Below are 24,225 nucleotides of genomic sequence, written 5' to 3' on the forward strand. Positions count from 1 at the left end.
GGATTCACCAGCGAGCGGACCTACACTGGGATCATGTCTGTGCTGAAATACTCGCTGCTCCGCCTGGGTGCCTTCTTCATCGTGTTCGCCGCCTGCCTGATGTTAGATCTGGGCCGATACACCGTGATCTTCGCCCTGATCGTCGGCCTGATCGTGTCCTGGGCGCTGGGCTACCTGTTCTTCAACAGGCTGCGCCTCGAGGCGGGACAGGAGCTGGCCCGCCGCTTCGGCGGAGACCGCAAGCTGGGCAGCTCGGAGCTCGATGACAATCAGGCAGAAGACGCCCTCGCCGAGGACTTTCACCTCACCCAGGAGAAGCTCCGCGCGCAGCAGCGCAGCGCAGAGGAGCAGGGACCCCAGACCGAGTCCCCCCGCTAGTCAGCCAGACGGCGGGCCGCTGGGCAGCCCGCCGTGCAGCCTGCGCCGGCAGACCGCCGTGCGGTGAGTCCGCCTCGTGGCCTGCATCCGGCAGGCCGACCTGCTCTGGTCGGCCGTCCTACTCCGGCAGGCCCGCGTAGGAGTGCAGTCCGGGGAAGTAGATGTTGACCACGGCGTAGTTGAAGATGATGCAGCCGTAGCCGATGATCGAGAGCCAGGCCGCGCGGTTGCCGGTCCAGCCGCGGGTGGCGCGGGCGTGGAGGTAACCGGCGTAGACCACCCAGATCACGAAGGTCCAGACCTCTTTGACGTCCCAGCCCCAGTACCGGCCCCAGGCCTCTTCGGCCCAGATCGCGCCGGTGATCAGCGGGCCGAGGGTCCAGAACACGAACCCCACGGCGTTCATCCGGTAGGCCCAGTTCTCCAGGGAGGTCGCCGAGGGCACCAGCCGCAGGAACTGCCAGCCGCTGCGCCTGGTGGTCTCCCCCGCGGCCTGTGCGAGCTCGCGCCGGTGCTGGATCAGCTGCAGCACGTTCATCGCGAAGGTCAGCGTGAACAGCGAGATCGCGAGCACCGCAAGCGAGACGTGGATCGCGATCCATGGGGTCTGCAGCGCGGGCTGGACATGTGCCAGCGGTGTCGGGAACCCGATGGTGGCCGCGGCCATCATGGTGACCACGAGGCCCAGTGCGAAGGTCCCCAGGAAACGGACATCCTTGCGGGTGAGCACCAGCAGATAGACCGCGGCGACCACCAGCGCGCCGGTGGCCAGGAATTCGTACATGTTCGCCCAGGGCACCCGGTTGGCGGCGATGCCGCGGGCAGCCACAGCGAAGGTGTGCGCGGCCACTGCCAGGACTGTGAGGGCGACCGCGACATTGGCGAACGGGCGAGGCGTGCCCAGGTAGGCCATCCCGTCGTCGACCAGCTCATCGGCGGGGGCGGCCGCCACCGGCTGGTCGGCGCCAGCCCCGGTGCCGGCGCCCGCTGCTGCGCCTGTCGAAGATTCTGCCCCGACGAGCTCGCGCTCGGCGGCGTTCTCTGCCGCCAGCTCATCCTCCACCCGGCGGATCGTCGCGGAGCTGCGGATCATGTCGACCGCGAAGAGCATGAACGCGGCAGTGTAGATGAACGCGGCGATCAGCATGAACAGTTCGCTGTACTGCGCCAGTTCCATATTGATGGATTGCATCAGGATTCCTTCTCTGGGGCGCGCACCGGCCACTTCTTCTCGAACTGGGTGCGCAGGGCAATGTTCTCATCTCGCAGTCGAAAGTCCTCGCCGCGGGAAAGCAGGCCGTAGCGCACCAGGGTGCGCCCGACGGATGTGGTCTCCACAGTCACCCAGGCGCGACGGCGGCGCAGGAACAGTGAGAGCACCAGGCCGCCGAGGGCGGTCAGCGCGAAGATCAGCACTCCCTGCTGCGCCGGGTTGTAGTGGATGTCGACCGCGATGTAGTCCTGGACCCCGTCGAAGCTGATCGAGCCCATGCCTTCGGGGAGTTCGTGGGTCTCACCCGGGGAGAGCACGATGCCGCCGACGTCGAGCTCACGGGAGTTCAGCGTCTCCAGGGATTCTGTGTCGAGCACGTAGACGTTCTGCGCGAGCCCGTCATCGAGACCGAGGTCGCCGTAGTAGGAGTTCAGCTGCAGCTCCGGGTTGCCCAGCTCGGGGTCCACGGAGACGGCGAGGCCGTCGCCGGCGTCCTGCGAGGTGGGTAGGAACAGGCCGACGAAGCCGAGCTGCTCGGGGGAGGCGTCGGGCGCCTTGATCACCGCCATGGAGGTGTAGACCTCATCCTCCGGACGGGTGACCACCGGGCCGGAGAAGGCGACCTCGCCGTCGCCGTCGCGCACCGTGACCTCGGGGGCGTAGCCGTTGCCGACCAGGAAGACGCGGACGCCGTCCATGGTCAGCGGCTGGTTGACCTTGAGCTCCTCGGTCTGCGGCTCCCCGTCCGAGCCGAGCCGGGTGGTGACATCGGCGGTGAAGTCCAGGGCCTGGCCGAAGTGGGTGGTCGATTCCCGGTCGAAGACCCGCTCGAAGGCGTCGAGCCGGACCGAGAAGGGCTGCATCTGGTCCTCGCTGAAGTACGCACCGGGGTAGAAGTTGTCATAGGCGACCAGAGCGTTGACGAAGCTCTCGTCCTCCACCAGGATCTTCTGCCCGCGGTAGCTGAACATCGAGCCCAGCGCCACGCAGATCAGCACACCGACCAGCGCCACGTGGAAGAGCAGGTTCCCGGTCTCCTTGAGGTAACCCTTCTCGGCGCCCACCGAGGTGCCGCGGACCTCGACCCGGTAGCGCCGGGCCTTGAGGATCGCTGCCGCGTCCTGCAGGGCCTCATCCGGAGCAGGTCCGTCCTGGGCGTCGCCGGCGGCGCCGGACTGCAGCTCCAGCGCCCCTGACTCCGGGAGGCGCTCGAGCCGGCGCGGGGTGCGCGGCGGCGCGGAGGTGATCTGCTGCCAGTGCTTCTTCGCGCGCGGCAGGATGCAGCCGATGAGTGAGATGAACAGCAGCAGATAGATCGCGGAGAACCAGATGGAGGAATAGACGTCGAAGAACTGCAGGAAGTCCAGCACCTCCCCGACCCCGGGGTTGTCCTCGATCCAGGTGGCCACCGCGAAGGAGTCCTGCACCCGCTGCGGGAATATCGATCCGGGCACGGCGGCCACGGCGAGCAGCAGCAGCAGCATCAGCGCGGTGCGCATCGAGGTCAGCTGGGTCCAGGCCCAGCGCAGCATGCCCTTGGGGCCCAGTGCCGGGGTGGTGACCTGGGTCTTTCCGCCTGACGGGCTGCGCGGGTCGTTCTCGGCGGCCTCGGGCGCGTCGCGGTGCCCGGCCGGCATATAGGTGTTCTCTCGTTTTTCCGCCATCAGATGGGCAGCCTCACTTCATTGGCGAACCAGTCCTGCAGGGCATAGACCCAGGTGTTCCAGATCCCGGAGAGCATCAGCAGCCCGACCAGGATCAGCACGGCACCGCCGAAGCGCATCACGGCGACCTTGTGCCGCGTGAAGAACTGCAGGGTCGTCATCCCGCGCTTGAGACCCATGCTGATCAGGATGAACGGGATCCCGAGTCCCAGGCAGTAGATGAACATCAGGAAGGCTCCGCGGCCCGGATCTCCCCCCATCGGCGTGGCCAGGGCGAGCACGGCGGCCAGGGTGGGGCCGATGCAAGGCGCCCATCCGATGCCGAAGGTGGCGCCCAGCAGCGGCGCGCCGAGCAGCCCGTCCGGCGGGCGGCGCTCGATCTTGCGCTCGCGCTGGAAGAAGGTGAAGGCGCCCATGAAGACCAGCCCCATGATCACGACGACGCCGCCCAGCACCTGGGTCAGCCAGCCCCCATCCACGCGGAGCCAGACGATGGCCTGAGTGAAGACCACCCCGATGAGCACGAACACGACGGAGAAGCCCAGCACGAAGAGCGACGCGCCGAGGACCATCCGTGATCTGCGCCGCTCGTGCAGCTCAACGCCGGAGAGTCCGGTGACGTAACCCAGGTAGCCGGGCACCAGCGGCAGGACGCAGGGTGAGAGGAAGGAGACCAGCCCGGCGAGCAGAGCCACCGGGGCAGAGATCAGCAGGGAACCGTCGAAGACGATCTCGGCGAAGCGGTTGTCGGCGGTTCCGGCCAGCGGCGCCGCGAGGAACAGAGTGTCCATCACTGCTGCGCTGGCTCCGGCGCGGCGAGGCTGGAGGCTGCGGCCTCAGACGCGGCGGCGTCGGCGTCTTCGTCGAGGGCGGAGTTGATCAGCGCGCGCAGCGTGCCGGGCTCGGCGATCCCCAGGATCCGCGCGGAGACCCGGCCCTGCTTGTCCAGCACAAGCGTGGTGGGCACCGCCGAGGGCGGCACATAGTCGGTCATCGCGAGCATGACCTCACCGCTGCGGTCCTCCATAGAGGGGTATTCGATGCCGAAGGTGCGCTCGAAGGCCTCCGCGGTCGGCTGGGTGTCGCGGGTGTTGACCCCGTAGAACTGCACACCCTCGTCGGTGAACTCCTCGTCGAGGTCGGCCAGGTCGGGGGCCTCCACGCGGCAGGGGGCGCAGGCGGCGTACCAGAAGTTGATCACGGTGACCTCGCCCTCCCAGCGCTCGGGGCCTACGGCGGAGCCGTCGAAGAGCGTGGACTCAAACTGCACCGGTTCGCCGCGGTCTTCGGCGGCCAGCTCTTTGACCGAGCCGTCGCCGGCGACGTAGTTGGTCCCGTCGTTCGCGGCGCGCTGGCTCAGCTCATCATTGGCGGAGCTGCATCCTGCGAGCGCCAGGGCCGAGGCCAGGCCCACTGCGGCCAGGGCGCGGAGGCGGGATGTCCGGGAAGTTCGCTTGTTGAAGACGGTCATGCGCTGCGGTGTCCAGATCTGAAGAGGGAGTCAGGGTCAGCCGAGCACTAATTCTACAGTCCGTAGAAGTGCTGCCGGGGCCATAAGTCACACAGCGGTGCCTGGCGGAGGGATTGGACGCTGAGTCAGGCGCGAGCCCGGCGCCGGTCAGGCGCCGGGGAGGTTCGTGGCGTCCTTGAGCAGCTCGCGGTTGGGCTCGGCGTAGCTGACGGACTCCACACCGCCAGGGCCGATGTGCAGCGAGGTCACCGAGGTCAGCGAGCACTCGCGGTCGCGCGGGTCGTGGAAGAGCGGGCGGCCCTCGGCCCAGAGCCGGGTCACCCAGATCGGCAGCTGATGGGAGACGACGACCACCTCGGCCCCGTCGCCATGGGCGGCGACGGCCTGGTCGGAGAGGTCCTTCACCGCGGCGAGCACCCGGTTGACCTGGGACGTGTACGGCTCACCCCAAGAGGGTCGCAGCGGGTTGATCAGCAGCGGCCACCAGCGTGGGTTCTTCAGCTGCTGTTTCACCTCGGAGAGTCCTTCGAAGGCGTTCTCGGCCTCGAGCACCCTCTCCTCCACGGTGACGGGAAGTCCCAGACGTGCGGAGATCGGGGTCACCGTCTCCTGCGCACGCTGCAGCGGCGACGCGGCGAGCATGTGAACCGGCCGGCCGGCCGCGGCCCGCTGTTGGAAGTGGTCGGCGATCCCCTCCGCCATCTGCTGGCCCAGCTCAGAAAGACCGAAACCGGGCAGCCGTCCGTAGAGGACCCTGCCTGGATTGTGGACCTCGCCGTGGCGCACCAGGTGCACGGTGGAGCCGGCCTGTGGCGCGCTGAGTGGATCCGTGATGTCCCGAGGTTTCATGGGGCACAGTCTTGCAGAGATCTGCGCGGCCGCCGCACTTGCGGGAGCGCCCAGGGTGGGGTGCGAACCTGGCCGCCGATACAGTAGTGCTGAGATCGGACCGTGGCAGCGCCGCGGGTCTTATAGGTGCCCAGCGTGCTGACCAGGACCGGGCGCAGAGGAGGGACAGCATGAGCAGCACACCGGAAGAGAATCGCCCCCCGGAGCAGCCCCGCTGGGGTCAGCGCCGACCCGAGGGCTCTGTCCCGCATCAGGAGCCCGGACAGGGCTCGGATCCTGGCCGGGGACAGTCCCCGGGGTACGGACGGTCTGCCGGGTATGGCGAGTCGGCCGGCTACGGCCAGCCCCCCAGCTCCGGCCAGGCAAGCTACGGCGAGGCAAGCTACGGCCAGTCGAATTATGGTCAGCCCGGTGGTGGTCAGTTCGGCTACGGAACGCCGCAGGGGCAGCTCCAGCCCGGCTATGGTCAGCACCCCGGCGGCGGGCACGGGCCGGGGGCTGTCCCCACCCGGAAGCCGAAGCGTCCGCTGACGCTGATCCTGGCCATGGTGCTGATGCTCCTGGCCGGCGCCGCGACCCTCACGCTGAGCATATTGAGCTTCCTGGACTTCACCTCGATGGACCCGCAGGACATCGATCCGTTCTGGACCCAGGTGGCGGAGGAGTCCCAGGCCCAGCAGGGCCCGGGTGCCGAGGAGCTCAGCGTCCAGGACCTGATGCTCGGGCTCGGAGTCATGGTGCTGCTGGGCGGGATCATCTTGGCTGTGCTCTACACGGTCTTCGCCTTCGTCGGCACCATGACGGGCAATGTCGGGCGGATCCTGGCCACGATCTTCCTCGCCGGCAGCGTGTTCATGATTCTCTTCGGCCCCGAGAACCTGATCGTGACCGGACTGAGCCTCGCCGCCATCGTGGCGCTCTGGCTGCCCGCCAGCAATGCCTACGTGCGCGATCGCAAGGCCTGGAAGGAATTCTCGCGGCCCGGGAACCCCTATGGCGGTCCAGGTCAGCATGGCCCGCAGAACCCTCAGGGCTGGGCGCCCCAGCAGCCTGACCCGTACCAGCAGCAGAGCCCCTCCCAACAGCAGGGCCCCTACCAGCAGAACCCCCATCAGCAGGGCCCGCCGCAGGACAACCCGTATGGAGGATCTACCCCACGGTGATCGTCCCGGAGCTGATGCCGGCGAGCGTGTCCACCAGCAGCCGTCGCTCGTGCACCTTGATCCGCTCGTGCAGCGAGTCCTGGTCATCGTCCTCGCGGACCCGCACGGCCTCCTGGGCGAGGATCGGCCCGGTGTCCACCCCGGCGTCGACCTGATGCACGGTGCAGCCGGTGACCTTGACCCCGTGGGCCAGGGCGTCGCGCACCGCGTGTGCACCGGGGAAGCTCGGCAGCAGCGCCGGATGGGTGTTGATGATCGCAGCGCCTGCGTTCGCGAGGAACTCGGTGCCCAGTATCCGCATGAATCCGCTGGAGACCACCAGATCAGGAGTGTGGGCGCGGACGGCATCCGCCAGTTCCATGTTCCACGCGGAGCGGTCCCCGCCCTTGACCAGCGGCACCGCGAAGGTGGGGATCTGCGCCGTCGTCGCCCGGACGAGCCCGCCGCAGTCGGGGACCTCGGACCCTACGGCCGCGATCTCGAGGTCCAGCTCACCGCCCTGCACAGCGTCGATGACGGCTTGGAGATTCGTCCCCGAACCGGAGACCAGGACCACTATTCGCATGACCGCCAGCCTACTGCCGGTTCTTCGCCTCGGCAGTCCCGACCCGTGCAGGGACCCGGATAGGGTGGTGGACCATGAGCACCCCATCACCAGGCCGGAGCCGCGCCACTGACCTTGATGAGTCGACATTCCGCTTCTATGGCCGCTTCACCGGGTGGCTCGTGCTGGCCCTGCTGCTGAGCTATCTGGGTCTGCAGCTGCCGCTGCCCTGGCGGCTGCTGGCAGTGGTGGCGGGCCTGGTCGGCTTCGCCGGCGGGATCATCCTGCTGGTCCAATGCTTTCGCAGGCGGCTTCCGGTGATGATGCACGTCAGCGCGATCGCGGCTCTGCTGTGCTGCGGGATCTTCACCTTCACCGCCGGCTCGCAGGCCATCTTCTGGCAGGCCACGGTGGACTTCGATGACTGCAAGGCCAGCGCGCTGACCGAACGCTCGATGGACCGGTGTCTGCTCGAATACGAGGACGGCATGATGAGCTCGATCCCCGGTTTCGGGCGCTGAGAGTCAGAACAGACCCGCCGGGCTCGGGTGCGTCTCGGACGATCCTCGCTCGAGCCTCGGGCAGCTCTGCTCAGCCTGTGGTGCGGCGGCGGAGCCTCTGCCCCGCCACCGAGACGCTGTAGCCGAGGATGGCGCCGAGAGCGACCCAGACTCCGAGCATCCCAGCGCTGAGCAGCGCGTGCGGACCGATGTCGGTCATCCGTCCCACCCCCAGCGAGATGTGCGAGAGCCACAGCGGCCCCACCGCCAGCAGGGCGGTGACCAGTCCGGTGAGGACTCCGAGCGAGAGGGTGGACAGCACCGCCGCCAGTGGACGCCAGGAGATCCGCAGCGTGAACCAGTCGTCCAGATGGTTCTCCCCCTCACGCATGAGCCACCAGCCGGCGAGCACACCGGCGAGCACCGGCAGACCCAGCACGAAGAGCCCGTACGGGTGGGCCTCCACCGGCAGCGCGGCGAGCACCGGCACCGCCGGCACGGCGCCCAGCTCGGTGCCCAGCGGAGAGACCAGCGATCCTGAGCCCAGCGCGAAGCCGGACCCGGTGGAGTAGGCCAGTGCCCAGAGGATGAGGTTCGGAGCCAGACCCAGATGTAGAATGGTCAGCCCGAGGACACCTGCGATCCCCGGGTTCAGCTGCTCATAGACGTTCGCGATCTGCATCCACTGCACGCCCAGCTGCCCGGCCAGCAGCAGCGCCGCCAGTCCGCAGGCGGCGACGAAGCCGACCAGGCCGGCCCGGCCCACAGCCCAGGCGTAGGACCCGGCCCAGCGCAGCCGCTGAGACAGCTCGTCGATCCGAGCCTCCAGGTCCGTGCCGATCATCCGCGCCGCGCTGCGCGCCTCGGCGTAGCAGCCGGCGAGCGCCGCCAGACTCATCAGCACCGCGGCGCAGAGCGCCGCCAGCCAGGGCATCACCTGGAAGGTCGCGGCCTGGGCCACCCAGGCGATCCCGGCCGCGCCGGCCGCGTATCCGAGGATCAGCGGAAGCAGCCCCTGCCAGAGCTGATCTGAATAGGAGCCGCGGGCGATCCGCCCGCCGGCCCGCCAGCCCAGCCACAGCGGGATCAGCGTCAGGCCCAGCGGCACCAGGTGGAACCAGCCCCCGCCGGGGACTTCCAGGGCCCCGCCCAGGGCGCCGGGGTCGAGGGTGATCACCAGTTCCACGGGGGTGCCGTGCAGCACCAGCCACACCTGCGCCGCCAGGGATACCACGAAGTTCGGGTTGAACGCGGAGAAGCCCCCCGCGAGGCTCATCACGAGCACCGGCAGCCCCACCAGCAGGATCGTGATCAGCAGGATCTGCGCGGCCTCGACCAGCCCGATGAGCCACAGCGGAGGGGCGGGCAGGCTGAATCGACGCCGGGTGCGGGTCGGCGGCTTCGCTGCTGGAGTCGCGGCGGCGCTGGGTTCGGTGTCGGTGGTGGCCATCGGTCCTATCGTGCCAGCAGGGACCGGTCTTCGGCTGGAGCAACAGGCCTCAGCCGAACATCAGTCGCAGACCTGTGATCAGCGCCATGATCGAACCGATGAAGGCCAGGATCAGCACGAGTCGGCGCACCAGCGCCTCGTCGATGCGGCGCTGCAGCCACTCCCCGATCACGATCCCGAGCACGATCGCCACCACGGACCCGGCCCAGGCCCACCAGGGCAGACCGGGGAGCGCGCCGTCGTCGAAGGACCATTTGATCCCGAAGGAGCCCAGCGAGAGCAGGATCCAGATCGGCTGCAGCGTGGCGATCATCGACATGATCGGCCAGCGCGAGAGGACCGCGTAGATCGTCATCGCGGGGCCGCCGACCCCGGCGATGACGGTGCCTGCTCCCGATCCGATGCCCGCGATCACCCGTGTGGTGGCGCCGTCGGCCTGGAAGGTGATCCGACTCAGCAGCATCGAGGTGATCAGACCGATGATCACCAGGGCCGCGACCACCACGTAGAGCGGCCCGGCCGAGGAGTTCACCGAGATCCACGCGGCGGCCGGCATCACTGCGAGCGCCGGCAGGCCCAGCCAGAGCACCTTGCGCCATTCGATGTCGCTCCAGATCCGTGGGAGCACCAGCATCGGCGCGAAGATGCTCAGGAAGTTCACCAGCATCACACCCTCGTGGGCGCCGATGAGCACGACGAGAAAGGGGGCCATGACCATGCCGAAGCCGAGTCCCACCAGACGTTGGATGACTGCGGCGAGCAGGACCAGGCCGACGACGGCGAGAGGGATCAGTGCTTCCACCTGGTCACCTTATCCGCTGGTGGGGAAAACGTTTGAGCAGCGTTCACAGTGCGGTCACGGCCACGACGGCCCGCGCTTCTCCGGCCTGCCTAGCCTGAGGGCGTGAGAGTTGTCGTGGTGACCGAATCATTCCTGCCCCACATGAACGGCGTGACGAACTCCGTGCTTCATGTACTCGCCCACCTACGTCGCCGCGGCGATGACGTCACCGTCATCGCCCCCGCCGACACCATGTTCGACGCCGGCCCGCGGACAGAGTCCGGCGGCCCGGGCGGAGAGCTCTGTGAAGGCTTCCCGGTCATCCGGGTTCCCTCGCTGCCGCTGCCGGACTATCCGAAGGTCCGGGTCGCAGCGGGCTTCGTGACCCGGATCCGCCACCTGCTCGAGCAGATCCGTCCCGACGTGGTCCATGTGGCGTCTCCCTTCGTGCTCGGCTGGCGCGCGATCCAGGCGGCGGCCGCGCTGGGAGTGCCCACCGTGTCGATCTACCAGACCGAGGTGCCCACCTATGCGGCGCGCTACGGACTCCCCTGGGCCACGGAGCTGCTCTGGCAGCACGTGGACCGGATGCACACCTCATCCACGCTGACTCTGGTCCCGTCCTCCTTCTGCCGTGAGCAGCTCACCCGGCGCGGCATCAAACGGCTGAAGACCTGGCGCCGGGGCGTGGACACCGCACGGTTCTCCCCGGAGCGGCGCAGCGCGGAGCTCCGGGCCCGGATCAGCAGCCCGGCGGCCGGTCCAGACGGCTCAGCAGCCGGTCCGGGCGCTGTCGGGACAGACACCGGCGAGAAGCTGATCGGATTCGTCGGGCGGCTGGCCTCGGAGAAACAGATCGAGGACCTGGCGGTGCTCGACGCGCTTCCGGGCACCCGGCTGGTGATCATCGGCTCGGGGCCGCAGGAAGATGCGCTGCGCCGGCGGCTGCCCCGCGCGCACTTCGCCGGCTTCCAGTCAGGCGATGATCTGGGCGCCCATGTGGCGAGCCTGGATGTCTTCGTCCACCCCGGAGAGGCCGAGACCTTCTGCCAGACCATCCAGGAGGCGATGGCCGCTGCGGTGCCGGTGGTCGCGGTGGGCCGGGGCGGACCGCTGGACCTGGTCGACGTCGGACGCACCGGCTGGCTCTACCGCCCCGGTGACCTGAACGGGCTGCGCTCCGCGGTGGAGCACCTGGTCAACGATGACGCGGCCCGCCGGGATTTCGGACTGCGCGCGCACGAGAGCGTGCAGGGCCGCACCTGGGAGGCGGTGTCCAATGAGCTGATCGGGCACTATGCCCGCGCCGTGGAGGTCAACCGACGGGTCCGCACGATGCACGCCCGGCCGCGGCGCTCCGAGTCCTGGGCGGCCGAAGCGACCTCGACCAGCTGAGCCTCAGAACAGGGCTGCGCTCAGCGCCGGTTGAACCTCAGCGCCGGTTCAACCTCAGCGCCGGTTGAACCTCAGAGAAGGCCGTGCTGGGAGAGCTTCGCGGCGATGTCCTTGCCGTCGGGGCCGTAGATCCACGGGATCCGCCGATCCCCGGCGAGCTGGACGGCGTCGTTGGGCTCGGTCGGGTCGCCGTAGTTGAGCAGATCGTTGCCCACCGGGTCCTCGGCGCGGCCACCTGCCAGCATCGCCTCGGAGTACGTCAGCTCGCGGATGATCACCGCGGTGACATGTTCAGGATGGCGGCGGACGAAGTCGGCGTAGATGCTGGGGTCGTGCTGACCGTCGTCGCCGATCAGCACCCAGGACATCTCGGGGAAGTCCTGCGCCAGGCGTTCCAGCTGCTCCGCCTTGTGCTGCTGGCCGGAGCGGAACCAGCGGTCCGCCGTCGGGCCCCAGTCGGTGAGCAGCAGCGGCCCCTGCGGGTAGAGGTTCCGGGTGAGGAACCGGGTCAGCGTCTGCGCCACGTTCCAGGCACCGGTGGAGATGTAGATGACCGGGGAGCCGGGGAAGCTGACCATCAGCCGCTCCATCATCACCGCCATGCCGGGGGTGGGTGTGCGGGCGTGCTCGTCCAGCACGAAGGAGTTCCAGGCCGCCAGCAGCGGCCTCGGGAGCGTGGTGACCACCACGGTGTCGTCGATGTCGCAGACCACACCGGTGAGCGTCGCATCATCGATGATGTGCACCTCGGCGGTGGTGGCCTCGCTTCCGGGGGCACGCAGGGTGACCTGCTGCCAGCCCGGCTCCAGGTCGACCTTGATCACCGCATCCACGATCCCGCCGCGGTCAGCGACCACCTCGAACTCCCGGCCGGCGATCTCCACCGTGATCTCCGCAAAGGGCACGGGGGCGGAGACGAAGTTGCGCCAGCCGCGGACCCCGTCGGCGATGACCTTGGCCACGCGGCGGCCGTTCTCGAAATCGGAGTCCGGGGCCATCACCACCCGGGAGAACACGCGGACCCAGCGCCGACAGCCGTAGCCGGTCATCGAGAGCATCGTGACATTGAGCCCGCGCCGGCGCGCGAGTCCGAGCCGGAACTGGTGCCAGCCGTCCTCGGTCTTCATCACCCGGTTCCGGGTGCGATCGCGGTAGTGCGATAGCACGGCGGCGTTGTCCTGAATAACCTCAGTGGGCTCTGGGTTCGTCATCGGCTCGATCATACCGGCTTGTGCGCTGGGCCACTGCCGCAACTCCCAGGTGGCAGGTGGGTAGGGTGAACCTGTGCTGAACACCACCGCTCCCCGCCCCGACCCGCGCCAGCTGCGCACGATCGCCCTGGAGGCCGCAGAGGCGGCCGGGGCCCCGCTGGTGCAGGCCTTCCGCGCAGTCCCCGACGACCCTGAGCCTGGCACCGCGGGCCCCGGAAGTGCGGGTTCCGGAGGTGCTGGTTCCGGAAGTGTGGCGATGGGAGTGAGCACCAAGACCAGCACCCATGACCTGGTCACCATCCATGACACGGCCACCGAGGACGCCCTCGCCGCCGCACTGACCGCGGCCGTCCCGGACTCCTGGATCACCGGGGAGGAGTCAGGCGCCCGCGGCAGCGGCTCACTGGAATGGATCATCGATCCCATCGACGGGACCAGCAACTTCGCGCACGGCTTCGCGATGTTCTCGATCTCCATCGCCGCGGTCTTCGCCGGCGAGGTCATCGCCGGTGTGGTCCACGACCCGATCAATCGGCTGAGCTTCTCCGCCGACGATGACGGCGCCTACCTCTCCTGCCACCAGCGGGCCGAGACCCGGTTGGGAGCCTCCCGCAGCGCCCCGCGCACCGGTGCGCAGCTGAACCTGATGACCAGCTACCCCTCCGCGGAGGTGCTGGCCCAGGAGGGGCCGCTCGCGCTGGAGGCCTTCGCGGAGATGGTCACCAGCTTCTCCACGGTCCGCCGGGTGGTCTCCGGAGCGTTGGAGCTCTGCCATGCCGCGGCAGGATGGAATGACGTGGTGCTCGGGGTGGACACCAAGCCCTGGGACATCGCGGCAGGGATGCTCATCCTGCGTCGCGCCGGCGGCACCTACCTCGCCCTCGGCGGGAGCCCCGAGCCCCTCGCTGGGGATGCGGAGCACCTCGACGGGACCGCTGACCACCTGGCCCCGGACTATCTGGGGCTGGGCCCCGGGGTGGACTCCCCCGCGGCCCACCGACTCTTCAGTGAGGCCAGCGCCCGGCGTCGTCGGTTTAGCCATTCCTGAACTTCGTCACAGGCCGTTCAGGAGTCCCGGACGCGCGAAGATCGGGAAGACTGAGTCCAATGAGACCAAGCGAGCCCGCAGATTCCGCCGCCGCGTCGCGCGCACCGCGCACGCAGAACGCCGGCCCGACGACTCGGCAGATCCGTCGCTGGCGGAAATACCTCGCCGATGAGCAGGCCGAGGGGCGGCTGTACACCGCTCTCGCGGAGCGCAAGCGCGGTGAAGAGCGTCAGGTCCTGCTCGGCCTGGCCGCGGCGGAGAAGCGCCATGAACAGCATTGGCGGGATCTCCTCGGACCCGACGCGGAGCGGCTTCCCGCCCCCTCGGCCCACCGGGTCCTGCTGGGCTGGATGGCGCGGATCTTCGGGTCGGTGTTCATCCTCGCGCTGGCTCAGCGCGCCGAGGGCGGCTCCCCCTATGACGGCGATGACGACGCGACTGCGCGGATGGCCGCCGATGAGGCGATCCATGAAGAGGTCATCCGGGCACTGGCCACGCGCGGTCGGGAGAAGCTCTCCGGTGGTTTCCGCGCCGCGGTCTTCGGCGCCAATGACGGGCTGGTCTCGAACCTCGCGCTGATCGTGGGCATGGGTGGCACCGGTGTGGGGTCCGGGGTGATCCTGCTGACCGGGCTCGCCGGGCTGCTCGCCGGGGCGCTGTCGATGGCCGCCGGCGAGTTCGTCTCGGTGCGCAGCCAGCGCGAGCTGCTCGACGCGACCCGCCCCACCCAGGTCACCCTGCGCGCCGCCCCCGACCTGGACTTCGACCATAACGAGCTGATCCTGGTCTACCGGGCCCGCGGCATGAGCGAGGCCGACGCGGAGCATCGTGCGCTGGAGCGGCTCGACGTCTTCACCTGCGACTGCAAGCCCGAGCTCTCCCACGATCCGGAGCAGTCGATCGATTCCCACGCCATCGTGGGCTCGGCCTGGACCGCGGCGGGCTCCAGCTTCGTGTTCTTCGCCGTCGGCGCCCTGATCCCGGTGCTGCCCTACCTGCTGGGCAGCGAGGGGACCACGGCGATCCTGATCGCCAGCTCGCTGGTCGGGGTCGCGCTGCTCGCCACCGGCGCAGCCGTGGGGCTGCTCTCCGGGGCTTCCCCGCTCAAGCGCGGGCTGCGCCAGCTGTGCATCGGCCTCGGCGCCGCCGCTGTCACCTACCTGCTGGGCTCGCTGCTCGGCGGAACGCTGGTCTGATCGGCGGCCTCATCAGCGGCCCGCTCGGGCGCCGCCTCCCGCCGCAGCCGGCTCTTCTACGCGATGTAGACACGGTCTAGACTCAGGGGTGCACAGCGAAGTGCATCACCGACTGAGAGGCGGCGGCAATGTTTGAACACGCTGAGGGCGAACCGATCCTGGTGCTGAGCGAGGACCAGTGCTGGTCCCTGTTGGAAGGCGTCCAGCATGGGCGTCTGGTCACCGTGGTCGGCGGACGGGCCGACATCTTCCCGATCAACTGCGCGGTGCAGGACCGCACCATCGTGCTGCGCACCGCTCCCGGCTCGAAACTTGCGGAGATGGCCATCAACGAGAGCGTGGTCTTTGAGACCGACGGGATCCTCTCGGATCAGGCCTGGTCGGTGGTGCTGCGGGGCACGGCGGCCCGCCTGGAGACCTCCGCAGAGCGGGAGGCCGCCGAGGAGCTGAATCTGAAGCCGTGGGTGCCGACTCTCAAGGACTTCTTCGTGCGGATCCGCCCGGAAGAGATCAGCGGGCGCCACTTCCGCTTCGGCGAGCATCCGGAGCGGGAGCTGGGCGAAGGCTCCGAGGGCGGCTGAGCCCTCCGTCGTCGCTGGGATGCTCGCTGCGCTCCGGGTGATCCCGCTGCGCAGCGCCCCGCGGACCCCTGGCACAGACCAGAACGGGGCCGTCCCTGATGATCAGGAACGGCCCCGCGCTGCGGTGTCTGTGAGCGTCAGCCCTTGAAGACCTCGCGAAGCAGCGAAGCGGTCTCGGACGGCGTCTTGCCGACCTTCACGCCTGCAGCCTCGAGGGCCTCCTTCTTGCCTTCAGCCGTGCCCGAGCCGCCGGAGACGATGGCGCCGGCGTGGCCCATGGTCTTGCCCTCGGGTGCGGTGAAGCCAGCCACGTAGCCCACGACGGGCTTCGTGACGTGCGCCTTGATGTAGTCGGCTGCGCGCTCTTCAGCATCGCCGCCGATCTCGCCGATCATCACGATGGCCTTGGTGTCCGGATCGTTCTCGAAGGCCTCCAGCGCATCGATGTGGGTGGTCCCGATGACCGGGTCGCCGCCGATGCCGATGGAGGTGGAGAAGCCGATGTCGCGGAGCTCGTACATCATCTGGTAGGTCAGCGTCCCGGACTTCGAGACCAGGCCGATGGGCCCGGCTTCGGTGATGTTGGACGGGGTGATGCCTGCCAGCGCCTGACCCGGGGTGATGATCCCGGGGCAGTTCGGGCCGATGATCCGGGTGACGGGCTTGCCGTCGGCACCGGTCTTGGTCAGCGAGAGGTTGAAGAACTCCGCGGAGTCCTGCACCGGGATGCCCTCGGTGATGACCACGAGCAGGCCGATGCCGGCTTCGATGGCCTCGACGGCGGCATCCTTGGCGAACTTCGGCGGCACGAAGGCCACCGAGACGTCAGCGCCGGTCTTCTCCATGGCCTCGGCCACGGTGGCGAACACGGGCAGCTCGACATCGTTGCCGGTCTTGTCCTTGTGGGACACGGCGGTGCCGGCCTTGCGAGCATTGACGCCGCCGACGATGTTGGTGCCTGCTTTGAGCATCAGGGCGGTGTGCTTGGTGCCCTCGCCGCCGGTGATGCCCTGGACGATGACCTTCGAGTCCTTGTTCAGGTAGATAGACATTGTGTGAGCAGGTCCTTACTTGTCAGTCCGCGCGGAGTGCGCAAGTTCGGCAGCCTTGTCGGCGCCGGCGTCCATGGTGTCAGCGGTGGTGACCAGCGGGTGGTTCGCCGCTTCCAGAATGCGGCGCCCCTCCTCCACGTTGTTGCCGTCGAGGCGGACCACGAGCGGCTTGGTGGCGGAGTCCCCGAGGATCTCCAGTGCCTTGACGATGCCATTGGCCACGGCGTCGCAGGAGGTGATGCCGCCGAAGACGTTGACGAACACGGACTCGACCTGCTCATCGCCGAGGATGACGTCGAGGCCGTTGGCCATGACCTCTGCCGAGGCGCCGCCGCCGATGTCGAGGAAGTTCGCCGGCTTCACGCCGCCGTGGGCTTCGCCCGCGTAGGCGACGACGTCGAGGGTGGACATGACCAGACCGGCGCCGTTGCCGATGATGCCGACCTGACCGTCAAGCTTGACGTAGTTCAGGTCGTTGGCCTTGGCCTTGGCCTCCAGCGGGTCCTCGGTCTGCTCATCCACGAGCTCCGAGTGCGCCGGCTGACGGAACTCGGCGTTCTCGTCGATGGTCACCTTGCCGTCGAGGGCGATGATCTGCCCGTCGCCGGTCTTCACCAGCGGGTTCACCTCGACCAGGGTGGCGTCCTCCTTGGAGAAGACGGTCCACAGCTGGATGAAGGCGTGAGCCAGCTGCTCATGCTGCTCTTCCGGGAACCCTGCCTGCTCGGCGATCTCTTTGGCCTTGGCCGCATCGATGCCGGTGTTCGGATCCACGCTCACCCGTGCCAGTGCCTCGGGCCGCTCTACGGCGAGCTGCTCGATCTCCACGCCGCCCTCTTTGGAGCACATGACGAGGTAGTCGCGGTTGGCTCGGTCCAGCAGGATCGAGAAGTAGTACTCATCTGCAATGTCTGCACCCTGGGCGATCATCACGCGGTGCACTGTGTGCCCCTTGATGTCCATGCCCAGAATGGCTTCAGCATGCTGCTGCGCTTCATCGGCGCTCTTGGCAAGTTTGACGCCGCCGGCTTTGCCGCGGCCTCCGACCTTTACCTGAGCCTTGACGACGACGGTGCCACCGATCTTCTCGGCGGCCGCCTTCGCTTCTTCCGGGGTCTGCGCCACGATTCCGGCCAGCACGGGAACGCCGTGTGCCTCGAAGAGATCGCGCGCCTGGTACTCATACAGGTCCACGTGTGTGTCCTTCTGCGTCGAAGTCATCTCTACATGTGAAGGTCGACGGCGTCGCGCGCTTCACGCGCAGCGCTCAGCTGACCTTCTCCAGTGGAGCATATCGCAGGAGGAGTCGCTTCTCAGACCCGGAGAAGCTCACTTTGGCCACGGTCTTGGCCCCGGAACCTTCGACGGCGAGCACCTCGCCCAGCCCGAAGCGTTTGTGGCTGACTCGGTCACCGGGACTCAGGCTGGGGATCTCACGATCCGGATCCACCTGGCTCGGCGCCGCGCCGCGGGTGGCCCCGGGCAGCGAGGAGGAGGTCTTCGTGCTGTCGGCCGCGCCGTAGATGGTCGCGCCGGAACGTGGCGCGCCGGAGTTGTAGGAGTTCGATCCTGAGCCCCAGCCGCCGCTGAGGCTGCCGGCGCCGCCCTGGATGGAGCCGCCGAATCCAGATGATCCGAACCCTGCCGAGCCGAAGCGAGGGCCGCGGGAGGAGGTGGAGGACGCGGCGCTGACCTCGATGAGCTCCTCAGGGATCTCACCGAGGAACTGGCTCGGCGGGTTGAACTGGTGCTGGCCCCACAGGTGCCGGGACTCGGCCCGGGAGAGGTAGAGCCGCTGCCGGGCGCGGGTCAGCCCCACATAGGCCAGCCGGCGCTCCTCGGCGAGCTCCTCGGGATCCGACATCGAGCGCGAATGCGGGAAGATCCCGTGTTCCATGCCGGTGAGGAAGACCACCGGGAACTCCAGGCCCTTTGCGGTGTGCAGGGTCATCAGGGTGACCTGGCCCTGCTCCACGGCCAGGCGCTGGGACTCCTCGTCCCCGGCCGAGGGGAGCGCGTCGGCGTCCGCGACCAGAGAGACCTGTTCCAGGAAGTTCGCGAGCGCACCGGGGCCCTCCTGCAGGTCGGCGCCGACGAACCCTGCCTCGCCCGGCGCCGCAGAGTCGACCTCGGGCTCGAGGAGGTCCTCTCCCTGCGTCACTCCCCCCTGGCCGGCGTCGCGTGCGGAGTCTGCGGCGGCCGCCTCGGTCTCGTACTCCTTGACCACCGCCACCAGCTCACCGAGGTTGTCCGCCCGGGACTCGTCCTGGAGGTCCTTGGACTGGCGCAGCGCTTCAAGCATGCCGGATTGTTCCAGCACGGCTTCGAGCACCACCGAGGGCCGACCGTCCTGGTTGAGCTGGATCAGGTCATCGATCATCCTCACGAAGGAGGCGATGGCCTTGAGCGAGCGGGTCGCGATCCCGGGGGCCTCCTCGGCTCGGCGCAGCGCCTCCAGGAAGGTGGTGCGGTCACGCGTGGCCAGCGTGGCCACCGCCCCTTCGGCCCGTTCCCCGATCCCGCGCTTGGGCTCGTTGAGGATCCGGCGCAGATTGACGTCGTCGTCAGGGTTGTTGACCACCCGCAGGTAGGCCAGCGCGTCCTTGATCTCTTTGCGGTCATAGAACCGCGTGCCGCCGATGACCCGGTACGGAATGCCGCGGTTGATCAGCCGCTCCTCCAGCGAGCGGGACTGCGCGTTGGTCCGGTAGAACACGGCGACGTCGGATGGCCTGATGCCTTCGGCGTCACCGAGTGAGTCGATGGTGCGCGCGATCCACTCGGCCTCGTCGTTCTCCGAGGGGGCCACGTGCAGCACCACCGGGGAGCCCTCGCCGAGCGCGGTCCAGAGCTTCTTCTCGGTCCGGTTCGGGTTCTGCGAGATCACCGCGTTGGCGGCGTTGAGGATGGTCTGCGTGGAGCGGTAGTTCTGCTCCAGCTTGATCGTGGTGGCGTCGGGGTAGTCGCGCGCGAATTCCACGATGTTGCGGATGTCGGCACCGCGGAACGCATAGATGGACTGGTCCGAGTCGCCGACCACGGTCAGCTCCGCCCCGGGGGTGGGGACCTGCGCCATGGCGTCCCCGCTGGTCTCGGTGGGGCCGGTCAGCTGGCGGACCAGCCGGTACTGGGCGTGGTTGGTGTCCTGATACTCATCGACCAGCACGTGCCGGAATCGCCGCCGGTAGCTGTCCAGGATCCGCGGGAAGGCGTCGAACATGTAGACCGTCTCGGCGAGCAGGTCATCGAAGTCATAGGCGTTCGCCGCGCGCAGCCGTTCGCTGTACTCCCGGTAGACCGTGGCGACCGCTTCGGAGAACGGCTCGTGGGCCGCGGTGGACTGGAACGCCTCGGCGTCGATGAGTTCGTTCTTCAGCGCCGAGATCTTGTTCTTCAGCGCACGCGGGGCGAACCGCTTCGGATCCAGGTCATGGGACTTCGCGATGGTGGTGATCAGCCGCAGCGAGTCCGCGCTGTCGTAGATGGTGAAGGTGGTTCGGCGACCCAGGTGGGCGGCCTCCGCGCGCAGGATCCGCACGCAGGAGGAGTGGAAGGTGGAGATCCACATGCGTTCGGCGGGTGGACCGATCATCTCCGCGATGCGGTCCTTCATCTCCCGGGCAGCCTTGTTGGTGAAGGTGATCGCCAGGATCTCATGCGGGCGAGCAGCGCCGCTGCGCAACAGGTGCACCACCCGGCGGGTCAGCACCCGGGTCTTGCCGGAGCCGGCGCCGGCGACGATCAGCAGCGGGGAGCCCGAGTGCAGCACGGCCGCCTGCTGCTCCGGGTTCAGCTCGGCGACGGCGTCGGCGGGGGCCTCAGCGGCTGGCGGCTGGTCCTGCTGCAGGACGGCGGCGCCGCCGTCGTCCTCGTGGGCAGGACTGCCTGCGGCGCTGGGGCTGGAAGGCCTGCGAAGACGTTCGGCGGGTGTGGCTTTCGGCGGGGTGAAGAGGAAATCCATGGTGGCCCCAGTCTAAGCGCCGGAGCTGACACCCACTCGGCGTGGAGGGCCGCTGAACCTCTGCCAGACTGGAGGCGAAGCAGATCTACTCAGGAGGGTCATGTCCAAGCGGCGCAAGAAGGTGCGGGGCAACCCCGCACGCGAGGCCACGGAGCCGGAATCCACAGGAGCCCCCGGGACCCCGGGCGGGCTCCGGGCGTTCCGCCAGGCGCGCCGTGAGGGGCGGGACATCTCCACGACGCCCAAGCGGCGCGACGACGTCCAAGACGGATACCTCAGCGCAGCCAGTCAGCGCGCCGGTGAGGGGACAGACTCCAATCCGCACCTGCTGCTCTACGCGCTCCTGGGGCTGACGGCCCTCCTCTTCGCGTACCTGCACCTCTATGCGCTGCCGCAGATGAACTATTTCGCCGGCGGCTTCTCGATGCCCGACAGCCGACTGCTGGGTTACTCGGTGGATGACATCGAGCGGCTGCGCAATGTCATGGACTCCGACGGCACCGGTCAGCTCAGCTTCCTGCACCGCACCGCCGGCATCCTCTTCCCGCTGTTCTTCCTGCTCTCGAGCTGGGCCGTGGTCGGGCTGGTCATGCGCCGCGGACTCCTACGCTGGCTCGTGCTCGCCGGCGCGGTGATCTTCGCCGCGGTGGACATCACCGAGAACTTCCTGATCGATCGGATCCTGACCATGGAATCCCTCGATGCCGGACTTGTGGCGGCCGCCTCATGGTTCACCGTGGTCAGCTGGGCGCTGCTGATCATCCTGGGGGCCGCGGTGGTCGGGTCAGTGGTGATGAGCCTGCTCCGGAAGGGCGTGGAACGCCCCTAGCCTGAGGCCACCCGCGGTTGGGCGGCGCCGCAGGTAGGATGGTTCGGTGCCGCGCTGGACTCGCGGCGCGCGGTGAACTTTCATCGCTCCACCCTCCGTAGCTCAGGGGATAGAGCACCGCTCTCCTAAAGCGGGTGTCGCAGGTTCGAATCCTGCCGGGGGGACCACTGAAAGCACTAGTCAGGGCGCTTGATGGCACGATACGGCGTCTACCGATTTCGAGCCAGTACGCAGTGAGCACGCAGCGGCTTCGATCCGATCCCCGAGGCCGGTCAGATCGTCCTCATAAAGGTCCGCGCAGGCGTCAAGTGTGAGAGCCGCTGATTCGTGGCCGAGGACGCGCTGCAACGCCTCGATCTCGGCTCCACCCTGGATGCGAGAGACGCACACGTACACAGCAGATCCTGAATCCGCATGACCAGCTCCCCTCATGCCGCGGAGACCGTTCGGAGATGTCGGACAGGTGCAGTGTCGCAGAACACATCTACAGTAGACCTAGCCGGTCTACTCAGGACCGGGGCCGACTAGAGGAGAGTGAGCAACATGCCCGAGACCAATTTCCAGGATGAGGTTCTGAACAAGCTTCGGTCGTTGGAACAGTCGATTCAAAGGATCGAAGCCGAATTGCTGCTTGTCAAGAATTACCAGCAAAATTTGGGAGAAGATCACACCGATTACGCAACTCGAGAGTCCACGACCGATACGCGATGAGGTTTGAGCTGGATTGAGGCACCTCAAAAGACGAAGACAAAAGAAGCGTTTTGATTTTCTTCTGATCTAAGGTATCGACACTCTCGCATTTTCTTATGCATATACTTTTTTGTAGTCTTCGTAAATACATCTACTGCTGTAAAGCTTATCGGAGAGGGCCGGTCCTGGTGACCGGCCCTCTCTCCCGTCCCGGAGCCGATCGTGCACAGGCCTGCTGAAGCGGGTGTCGCAGGTTCGGATCCTGCCGGAGGAACCAGAGGTCAGGAGATCAGATGGCGCGAAAGGCGCCTCGGTCCGCTGCGCCGCCAAGTGTGACCTTGCCCCGGATCAGGAATCGAAGCCGCCTCCGCACGGTTGCCCTGGGCAGAACACATCGGGCGTCGCTTCCAGGAAGCGCGCCTGCCGCCGTGCATGAAAGGACCTCCCCATGACTTCTTCCACCCAGGCCAGCCAGGTGCAGGACAAGCTCTTCTCGCCGCTCTCCCTCGGTGCCGTCGAACTGCGCAACCGACTCGTGATGGCCCCGCTGACCCGGATCCGAGCCGAGGAGGACGGGGTGCCGAACGAGATGATGGTCCAGTACTACACCCAGCGCGCCTCGCTCGGTCTGATCGTCACCGAGGGCACCTTCCCGGTGATGGAGGGGCGCACCTGGATCGGTCAGCCCGGGCTGGAGACCGCCGAGCAGGTCGCCGGCTGGCGGAGGGTCACCGAGTCGGTGCACGCCGCGGGTGGCAAGATCGTCGCCCAGATCATGCATGGTGGCCGCATCGGCCATGAGCTGATCTCCGGCACCGGCCGCGTCGTCGCACCCAGTGCGCTCGCCGCGCCCGGTGAGATCCGCACCCCGGAGGGCAAGGCGCCCCACCCGGTGCCGCACGCGCTGAGCGCCGAGGAGGTCGCGCAGACGATCATCGATTTCACCGAAGCCTCGCGCAACGCGATCGAAGCAGGCTTCGACGGTGTGCAGCTCCATGGCGCCAACGGCTACCTGCTCCATGAGTTCACCGCCCCGGGATCGAATGCCCGCACCGACGGCTACGGCGGCTCCCCCGAGAACCGCGCACGACTCTCGGTGGAGGTCGCGGCGTCGGTGTCCGAGGCGATCGGCGCGGACCGCACCGGGATCCGGCTCTCCCCGCAGCACAACATCCAGGGCGCCCTGGAAGAGGACCACGACGACGCGATGGCCACCTACCGCTCGATGGCGGAGGGCTTCGCCCCGCTGGGGCTGAGCCACATCGACGTGCTCAACGCGGACCCGGCGAGCGAGATCGTGCAGCTGATCCGCCTCGTCTCCGGTGCCCCGCTGATCGCCAATTCCGGCTTCGGGGTGCAGACCACGCGCGAGGAGGCCGTCCGGCTGGTCGAGCAGGACCTGGCCGAGGCAGTGGGCGTGGGCCGCTCAGTCATCGCCAACCCGGACCTGGCCCGGCGCTGGGAACTGGGACTCGAGGAGAACGAGCCCGATCCCTCGACGTTCTACGTGGGCGGCGAGCGCGGCTACACCGATTACCCAGCCCTGCAGAGCTGAACGCTGCCGGACTGGGCGCTGCGGGACCCCTCGAAGTGCACGCGCCCTGACTCGTCGGCAGTCTCATCCTGGGAGCGCCGTTGCTCCATTCGATGAGCCCGAACCCGGTGCAGCCGAAGCCGAAGACGTGATCTCGCTGCCGCACCAGCAGGTTCCGGCCGGTGCGCGGGGCCCCGTCCGCATCGGTCAGGGTCGGCGCGGTATTGCTGGCCCGCCGATACCAGCCGTCGCGCTGGGTGGATCCCGTGCCACGACGCTGGGAAATGGGCATGCAAAGAGACCGGCCCCCTGATCTCACAGATGCAAGATCAGGGGGCCGGTCTTTTGAGGTTCTGTTCATCGAACCCGAGATGCTCAGCGTCCGACGGCTATACAGCCATCTTCGGCGAACTCAGTGAAGCTCAGAGAGGGTTGACGTTCTCAGCCTGAAGACCCTTGGGGCCGCGGGCGGTCTCGAACTCAACCTTCTGGTTCTCCTCGAGGGAACGGAAGCCGGAAGTGGTGATCGCGCTGAAGTGCACGAAGACATCGTCTGAACCGTCTTCGGGAGCGATGAAGCCGTAGCCCTTTTCAGCGTTGAACCATTTAACTGTGCCTGTAGCCATGATGTTTCCTTAATATACTTGCTCTTGCTACGCATCGATCTCACGATGCATGTTCCGCAGCCAACCTGGCCGGTCGAATGCGGTGACTA

The 24,225-nt window shown here is 67.9% G+C and carries 23 protein-coding genes and 1 tRNA gene; 11 read left to right on the plus strand and 13 right to left on the minus strand.

Annotated features, from left to right (window positions below; genetic code table 11):
• The first annotated feature begins 33 nt into the window (after positions 1-33).
• Complete coding sequence (locus tag LTH93_RS08075) at positions 34-378, plus strand: DUF4229 domain-containing protein (RefSeq protein ID WP_241465479.1); 345 nt, start codon at positions 34-36, stop codon at positions 376-378.
• A gap of 118 nt (positions 379-496) precedes the next feature.
• Here LTH93_RS08075 and ccsB read toward each other — a convergent pair whose 3' ends face one another.
• From ccsB to LTH93_RS08100, 5 genes are all read right to left on the minus strand, one after another.
• The gene (gene ccsB, locus LTH93_RS08080) at positions 497-1,570 is read right to left on the minus strand and encodes a c-type cytochrome biogenesis protein CcsB (protein WP_241470619.1); all 1,074 of its coding nucleotides are present in this window, start codon (positions 1,568-1,570) and stop codon (positions 497-499) included.
• Positions 1,570-3,255, minus strand: a complete 1,686-nt coding sequence (resB, locus tag LTH93_RS08085) for a cytochrome c biogenesis protein ResB (protein WP_370642722.1) — start codon at positions 3,253-3,255, stop codon at positions 1,570-1,572. The genes ccsB and resB overlap by 1 nt, the downstream gene beginning before the upstream one ends.
• Entirely contained in the window at positions 3,255-4,046 is a 792-nt protein-coding gene (locus LTH93_RS08090) for a cytochrome c biogenesis CcdA family protein (RefSeq protein WP_241465481.1), read from the minus strand. The genes resB and LTH93_RS08090 overlap by 1 nt, the downstream gene beginning before the upstream one ends.
• Entirely contained in the window at positions 4,046-4,726 is a 681-nt protein-coding gene (locus tag LTH93_RS08095) for a TlpA family protein disulfide reductase (RefSeq protein WP_241470620.1), read from the minus strand. Before LTH93_RS08095 ends, LTH93_RS08090 begins: the two co-directional genes overlap by 1 nt.
• 147 nt (positions 4,727-4,873) lie before the next feature.
• Entirely contained in the window at positions 4,874-5,575 is a 702-nt protein-coding gene (locus tag LTH93_RS08100; RefSeq protein ID WP_241470621.1) for a histidine phosphatase family protein, read from the minus strand.
• 170 nt (positions 5,576-5,745) lie between these two features.
• Between LTH93_RS08100 and LTH93_RS08105 the strand changes: the two genes are divergently transcribed.
• Entirely contained in the window at positions 5,746-6,738 is a 993-nt protein-coding gene (locus LTH93_RS08105; RefSeq protein ID WP_241470622.1) for a hypothetical protein, read from the plus strand.
• On the opposite strand, the gene purN is transcribed toward LTH93_RS08105, so the two are convergent.
• Positions 6,725-7,303, minus strand: coding sequence for a phosphoribosylglycinamide formyltransferase (gene purN / locus LTH93_RS08110; RefSeq protein WP_241470623.1), 579 nt, complete (start codon positions 7,301-7,303; stop codon positions 6,725-6,727). The two genes, LTH93_RS08105 and purN, sit on opposite strands and share 14 nt — an antisense overlap.
• 74 nt (positions 7,304-7,377) lie before the next feature.
• Between purN and LTH93_RS08115 the strand changes: the two genes are divergently transcribed.
• Positions 7,378-7,803 carry a hypothetical protein gene (locus tag LTH93_RS08115; protein ID WP_241465486.1) on the plus strand — a complete coding sequence of 142 codons (426 nt, stop codon included), beginning with the start codon at positions 7,378-7,380 and terminating at the stop codon, positions 7,801-7,803.
• A 70-nt stretch (positions 7,804-7,873) separates the two neighbouring features.
• Here the strand turns inward: LTH93_RS08115 and LTH93_RS08120 are convergent, their stop codons facing one another.
• Positions 7,874-9,232: a cell division protein PerM gene (locus tag LTH93_RS08120; RefSeq protein ID WP_241470624.1), complete on the minus strand. Its 1,359-nt coding sequence runs from the start codon at positions 9,230-9,232 to the stop codon at positions 7,874-7,876.
• Between the two features lie 49 nt (positions 9,233-9,281).
• A complete protein-coding gene (locus LTH93_RS08125; protein ID WP_241465488.1) occupies positions 9,282-10,034 on the minus strand; it encodes a TSUP family transporter in 753 nt (250 codons plus the stop codon).
• Positions 10,035-10,136: 102 nt separating this feature from the next.
• Between LTH93_RS08125 and LTH93_RS08130 the strand changes: the two genes are divergently transcribed.
• Complete coding sequence (locus LTH93_RS08130; protein ID WP_241470625.1) at positions 10,137-11,408, plus strand: glycosyltransferase family 4 protein; 1,272 nt, start codon at positions 10,137-10,139, stop codon at positions 11,406-11,408.
• A 71-nt stretch (positions 11,409-11,479) separates the two neighbouring features.
• On the opposite strand, the gene LTH93_RS08135 is transcribed toward LTH93_RS08130, so the two are convergent.
• Positions 11,480-12,619, minus strand: coding sequence for an App1 family protein (locus LTH93_RS08135; RefSeq protein ID WP_241465490.1), 1,140 nt, complete (start codon positions 12,617-12,619; stop codon positions 11,480-11,482).
• A gap of 73 nt (positions 12,620-12,692) precedes the next feature.
• Here LTH93_RS08135 and LTH93_RS08140 point away from each other — a divergent pair, with 73 nt between their 5' ends.
• The 3 genes from LTH93_RS08140 to LTH93_RS08150 all read left to right on the plus strand — a co-directional run bounded on the left by LTH93_RS08140 (position 12,693) and on the right by LTH93_RS08150 (position 15,444).
• Positions 12,693-13,667: an inositol monophosphatase family protein gene (locus LTH93_RS08140; RefSeq protein WP_241470626.1), complete on the plus strand. Its 975-nt coding sequence runs from the start codon at positions 12,693-12,695 to the stop codon at positions 13,665-13,667.
• A 59-nt stretch (positions 13,668-13,726) separates the two neighbouring features.
• Positions 13,727-14,863, plus strand: a complete 1,137-nt coding sequence (locus LTH93_RS08145) for a VIT1/CCC1 transporter family protein (RefSeq protein WP_241465492.1) — start codon at positions 13,727-13,729, stop codon at positions 14,861-14,863.
• A gap of 128 nt (positions 14,864-14,991) precedes the next feature.
• Positions 14,992-15,444: a pyridoxamine 5'-phosphate oxidase family protein gene (locus tag LTH93_RS08150; protein WP_241465493.1), complete on the plus strand. Its 453-nt coding sequence runs from the start codon at positions 14,992-14,994 to the stop codon at positions 15,442-15,444.
• 137 nt (positions 15,445-15,581) lie between these two features.
• Here the strand turns inward: LTH93_RS08150 and sucD are convergent, their stop codons facing one another.
• The 3 genes from sucD to LTH93_RS08165 all read right to left on the minus strand — a co-directional run bounded on the left by sucD (position 15,582) and on the right by LTH93_RS08165 (position 20,457).
• Positions 15,582-16,496, minus strand: a complete 915-nt coding sequence (gene sucD / locus LTH93_RS08155) for a succinate--CoA ligase subunit alpha (protein ID WP_241470627.1) — start codon at positions 16,494-16,496, stop codon at positions 15,582-15,584.
• Positions 16,497-16,511: 15 nt separating this feature from the next.
• Positions 16,512-17,690: an ADP-forming succinate--CoA ligase subunit beta gene (sucC, locus tag LTH93_RS08160; protein ID WP_241470679.1), complete on the minus strand. Its 1,179-nt coding sequence runs from the start codon at positions 17,688-17,690 to the stop codon at positions 16,512-16,514.
• 73 nt (positions 17,691-17,763) lie between these two features.
• Positions 17,764-20,457 carry an ATP-dependent helicase gene (locus LTH93_RS08165; RefSeq protein ID WP_241470628.1) on the minus strand — a complete coding sequence of 898 codons (2,694 nt, stop codon included), beginning with the start codon at positions 20,455-20,457 and terminating at the stop codon, positions 17,764-17,766.
• A gap of 100 nt (positions 20,458-20,557) precedes the next feature.
• On the opposite strand from LTH93_RS08165, the gene LTH93_RS08170 reads away from it, so the two are divergent.
• From LTH93_RS08170 to LTH93_RS08185, 4 genes are all read left to right on the plus strand, one after another.
• The gene (locus LTH93_RS08170; protein WP_241465496.1) at positions 20,558-21,286 is read left to right on the plus strand and encodes a hypothetical protein; all 729 of its coding nucleotides are present in this window, start codon (positions 20,558-20,560) and stop codon (positions 21,284-21,286) included.
• Between the two features lie 91 nt (positions 21,287-21,377).
• A tRNA-Arg gene (locus tag LTH93_RS08175) sits at positions 21,378-21,453 on the plus strand.
• A gap of 376 nt (positions 21,454-21,829) precedes the next feature.
• Positions 21,830-21,997, plus strand: coding sequence for a hypothetical protein (locus tag LTH93_RS08180; protein ID WP_241465497.1), 168 nt, complete (start codon positions 21,830-21,832; stop codon positions 21,995-21,997).
• Between the two features lie 427 nt (positions 21,998-22,424).
• Positions 22,425-23,531: an alkene reductase gene (locus LTH93_RS08185; protein WP_241470629.1), complete on the plus strand. Its 1,107-nt coding sequence runs from the start codon at positions 22,425-22,427 to the stop codon at positions 23,529-23,531.
• A 401-nt stretch (positions 23,532-23,932) separates the two neighbouring features.
• On the opposite strand, the gene LTH93_RS08190 is transcribed toward LTH93_RS08185, so the two are convergent.
• On the minus strand, positions 23,933-24,136 hold the full coding sequence (locus LTH93_RS08190) for a cold-shock protein (protein ID WP_036473143.1): 204 nt from the start codon (positions 24,134-24,136) through the stop codon (positions 23,933-23,935).
• Between the last annotated feature and the right edge of the window lie 89 nt (positions 24,137-24,225).

The sequence above is a fragment of the Nesterenkonia sp. DZ6 genome, assembly GCF_022565835.1.
In the GTDB taxonomy this organism is placed as follows: Bacteria; Actinomycetota; Actinomycetes; order Actinomycetales; family Micrococcaceae; genus Nesterenkonia.

Excerpts from the sequence above, each read along its gene's own strand:
- LTH93_RS08075 (WP_241465479.1), top strand. The coding sequence starts at position 34 with ATGTCTGTGCTGAAATACTCGCTGCTCCGCCTGGGTGCCTTCTTCATC.
- ccsB (WP_241470619.1), bottom strand. The coding sequence starts at position 1,570 with ATGCAATCCATCAATATGGAACTGGCGCAGTACAGCGAACTGTTCATG.
- resB (WP_370642722.1), bottom strand. The coding sequence starts at position 3,255 with ATGGCGGAAAAACGAGAGAACACCTATATGCCGGCCGGGCACCGCGAC.
- LTH93_RS08090 (WP_241465481.1), bottom strand. The coding sequence starts at position 4,046 with ATGGACACTCTGTTCCTCGCGGCGCCGCTGGCCGGAACCGCCGACAAC.
- LTH93_RS08095 (WP_241470620.1), bottom strand. The coding sequence starts at position 4,726 with ATGACCGTCTTCAACAAGCGAACTTCCCGGACATCCCGCCTCCGCGCC.
- LTH93_RS08100 (WP_241470621.1), bottom strand. The coding sequence starts at position 5,575 with ATGAAACCTCGGGACATCACGGATCCACTCAGCGCGCCACAGGCCGGC.
- LTH93_RS08105 (WP_241470622.1), top strand. The coding sequence starts at position 5,746 with ATGAGCAGCACACCGGAAGAGAATCGCCCCCCGGAGCAGCCCCGCTGG.
- purN (WP_241470623.1), bottom strand. The coding sequence starts at position 7,303 with ATGCGAATAGTGGTCCTGGTCTCCGGTTCGGGGACGAATCTCCAAGCC.
- LTH93_RS08115 (WP_241465486.1), top strand. The coding sequence starts at position 7,378 with ATGAGCACCCCATCACCAGGCCGGAGCCGCGCCACTGACCTTGATGAG.
- LTH93_RS08120 (WP_241470624.1), bottom strand. The coding sequence starts at position 9,232 with ATGGCCACCACCGACACCGAACCCAGCGCCGCCGCGACTCCAGCAGCG.
- LTH93_RS08135 (WP_241465490.1), bottom strand. The coding sequence starts at position 12,619 with ATGACGAACCCAGAGCCCACTGAGGTTATTCAGGACAACGCCGCCGTG.
- LTH93_RS08145 (WP_241465492.1), top strand. The coding sequence starts at position 13,727 with ATGAGACCAAGCGAGCCCGCAGATTCCGCCGCCGCGTCGCGCGCACCG.
- LTH93_RS08150 (WP_241465493.1), top strand. The coding sequence starts at position 14,992 with ATGTTTGAACACGCTGAGGGCGAACCGATCCTGGTGCTGAGCGAGGAC.
- sucD (WP_241470627.1), bottom strand. The coding sequence starts at position 16,496 with ATGTCTATCTACCTGAACAAGGACTCGAAGGTCATCGTCCAGGGCATC.
- LTH93_RS08165 (WP_241470628.1), bottom strand. The coding sequence starts at position 20,457 with ATGGATTTCCTCTTCACCCCGCCGAAAGCCACACCCGCCGAACGTCTT.
- LTH93_RS08170 (WP_241465496.1), top strand. The coding sequence starts at position 20,558 with ATGTCCAAGCGGCGCAAGAAGGTGCGGGGCAACCCCGCACGCGAGGCC.
- LTH93_RS08180 (WP_241465497.1), top strand. The coding sequence starts at position 21,830 with ATGCCCGAGACCAATTTCCAGGATGAGGTTCTGAACAAGCTTCGGTCG.
- LTH93_RS08185 (WP_241470629.1), top strand. The coding sequence starts at position 22,425 with ATGACTTCTTCCACCCAGGCCAGCCAGGTGCAGGACAAGCTCTTCTCG.
- LTH93_RS08190 (WP_036473143.1), bottom strand. The coding sequence starts at position 24,136 with ATGGCTACAGGCACAGTTAAATGGTTCAACGCTGAAAAGGGCTACGGC.